Source organism: Bacillus sanguinis (assembly GCF_018332475.1).
Classification (GTDB): Bacteria; Bacillota; Bacilli; order Bacillales; family Bacillaceae_G; genus Bacillus_A; species Bacillus_A sanguinis.
This window is the reverse complement of sequence record NZ_BOQB01000257.1, coordinates 1-2,425: the sequence shown is the minus strand read 5'-3', so window position 1 is coordinate 2,425 and position 2,425 is coordinate 1. Positions and strand designations below refer to the sequence as shown.

Below are 2,425 nucleotides of genomic sequence, written 5' to 3'. Positions count from 1 at the left end.
AACGAATCAGCTTTTTTACATATATGTTCTTAAACGTTGCAAACTAAAACAGAATAGCAGTTTGAGATGGGTAAGGAGTGCAGAGTAATGCATATGCATATTTTTGAAGGGGCACGGCATCTTTCTAATAATGAATGGGTTATTCGGGCTATTATAGCATACATATTTTTAATATTAGTTGCGAAAGCGATGGGGCAAAGGTCCATCGCACAACTTCGTTTTTTAGATGTCGTATTAGTGTTATTGCTTGGTGGGAATATTTCTAATGCATTATCTGATGAAAAAGTGGGATTACTCGGCTCGATGATTACAACGTTCATACTCGTTGTACTTCACATTATAAGCTCAATCTTAATGTTGAAATGGGATAGATGGAGACGCTTTTTAGAGCCAGCACCTATTATTCTTATACACAATGGTTCCATTGATTTTAGCAATTTGAAAAAAGCGAGAATTACAGTAGAATATTTATTTTCAGAACTTCGTATGCGAAATGTGAGCGACATTCAAAAGATTAAATTAGCACTATGGGAAGCAAGCGGTGTGGTTTCTATATTTCAGTATCCAGAATATGAGGCAGTTTCGCGGCTTGATCTGAAAGTGGCGGGGAAAAATCTCCAGTTTTTTTTGTATTAGTAAAGGATGGGAGCATTCAGAAAGATGTTCTTGCTTTATTAGGGAAAACAGAAGAGTGGGCGAGAGAATTTCTAGAGAAGGATGCAGAAGTCGAATCTATTATGTTAGCTACAGTAGATGAAGCACATAAAATAAATATATTGTTAAAAAAATGAAAAATATACGCATTTTGTCGTTTCATACATATGATACAATAGTGTGGACAACGAAAAAGGGGGGATACGATGGGATATGTAGAAGAATTACGAAAAATAGTTGGTCATCGCCCTTTAATTTTAGTTGGTGCTGTTGTACTCGTTATAAATGAAAATGGATATGTATTATTACAGCAAAGAACAGAGCCTTACGGGAAATGGGGGCTGCCTGGGGGGCTCATGGAGCTTGGTGAATCACCAGAAGAAACAGCCTGCCGTGAAGTATATGAAGAGACAGGAATAGAAGTGAAGAACCTGCGATTAATTAATGTATTTTCTGGAGCGAACTATTTTACAAAATTAGCAAATGGTGATGAATTCCAATCCGTAACGACCGCTTATTATACGGATGAATACGATGGAGATTTTGTTATGAACAAAGAAGAAGCGGTTCAGCTTAAATTTTTTCAAGTAACGGAACTACCTGACTATATTGTAGGATCGCATAAAAAAATGATTGTTGAATATATGAAGATTATGGAAAAAAAGATATAATAATAGTGAAAGAAATACAAAAACACAGTTCTGGTTGGTAGTCCAGACGCATGATTTCATGTCAGTAACCTTCCCCTCCGGGATGTCCTGTATTTCTAATTTTTTAAAGGAGGGGCTGTCAATGGATTTGACAGTATATCACGATGGTCAATTTTTTGTTGGAATTATTACATGTAAAGAAAAAGGGAAATTGTATGGAGCACGGTATATTTTTGGAACGGAGCCATCAGACGAAGAGATACTTATATTTGTGACTGGTCCAATGTTAGCCTATTTTCAGCATTTTGCAAAATGCGGTGTGGAAGTGAAAGAAAAACAACGTCCAAAAAATATAAAACGTATCATACGACAAGTAGCAAAAGAAGTAAATGTAAAACGTTTTACTAAGGCACAAGAGGCAATTAGCTTATCTTATGAACTGCATAAACAAGAAAAGAAAGTGCGGTCTAAAGAGATGCGAGAAGCTGAAAAACAAAGAAGACATTTAATTAAAGTACAAAAAGCAAAGCAAAAGCATCGTGGCCATTAAGAAAAGGTGTTAGAGCAAGAGCTCTAACACCTTTTCTATACTCAAATACAAGTAAACTTACTTGTATTTCATAAACATTAACTGGTAAGATACAAATAGGTAGTTTTAGAGGAGGGAAAAGATTGATTAATTTTAACTTTTTTATGAATGATGTTGTCCGCCAAGCGCGTGAAGAGATTGTCTCTGCTGGATATACAGAACTGACGACGCCAGAAGCAGTAGAAGAAGCGTTTAAAAGAAATGGAACAACACTTGTAATGGTAAACTCTGTATGTGGTTGTGCAGGTGGTATTGCTCGTCCTGCTGCTGCGCATTCTGTACATTATGATAAACGTCCTAACCATCTTGTAACGGTGTTTGCAGGTCAAGATAAAGAAGCAACAGCAAAAGCTCGTGAATATTTCGAAGGGTATCCACCTTCTTCTCCATCATTTGCTTTATTAAAAGATGGGAAAATTGTAACGATGGTAGAGCGTCATGAAATTGAAGGTCATGAACCGATGCAAGTTATTGCAAAACTACAATCTTATTTCGAAGAGAATTGCGAAGAACTATAAATAATTGAAAAGGC

At 36.2% G+C, this 2,425-nt stretch carries 3 protein-coding genes and 1 pseudogene; all 4 read left to right on the top strand.

The window, feature by feature from the left end:
* Nucleotides 1-87 precede the first annotated feature (87 nt).
* The 4 genes and pseudogenes from KI369_RS23095 (at nt 88) to KI369_RS23080 (ending at nt 2,411) form a co-directional block, all read left to right on the top strand.
* Nucleotides 88-791: pseudogene (locus KI369_RS23095) on the top strand (DUF421 domain-containing protein).
* 69 nt (nt 792-860) lie between these two features.
* Nucleotides 861-1,325, top strand: coding sequence for an NUDIX hydrolase (locus KI369_RS23090; RefSeq protein ID WP_212957524.1), 465 nt, complete (start codon nt 861-863; stop codon nt 1,323-1,325).
* Between the two features lie 121 nt (nt 1,326-1,446).
* Nucleotides 1,447-1,854: a YjdF family protein gene (locus tag KI369_RS23085; RefSeq protein ID WP_212957523.1), complete on the top strand. Its 408-nt coding sequence runs from the start codon at nt 1,447-1,449 to the stop codon at nt 1,852-1,854.
* 143 nt (nt 1,855-1,997) lie between these two features.
* A complete protein-coding gene (locus tag KI369_RS23080; protein WP_002003484.1) occupies nt 1,998-2,411 on the top strand; it encodes a BrxA/BrxB family bacilliredoxin in 414 nt (137 codons plus the stop codon).
* Nucleotides 2,412-2,425 lie beyond the last annotated feature (14 nt).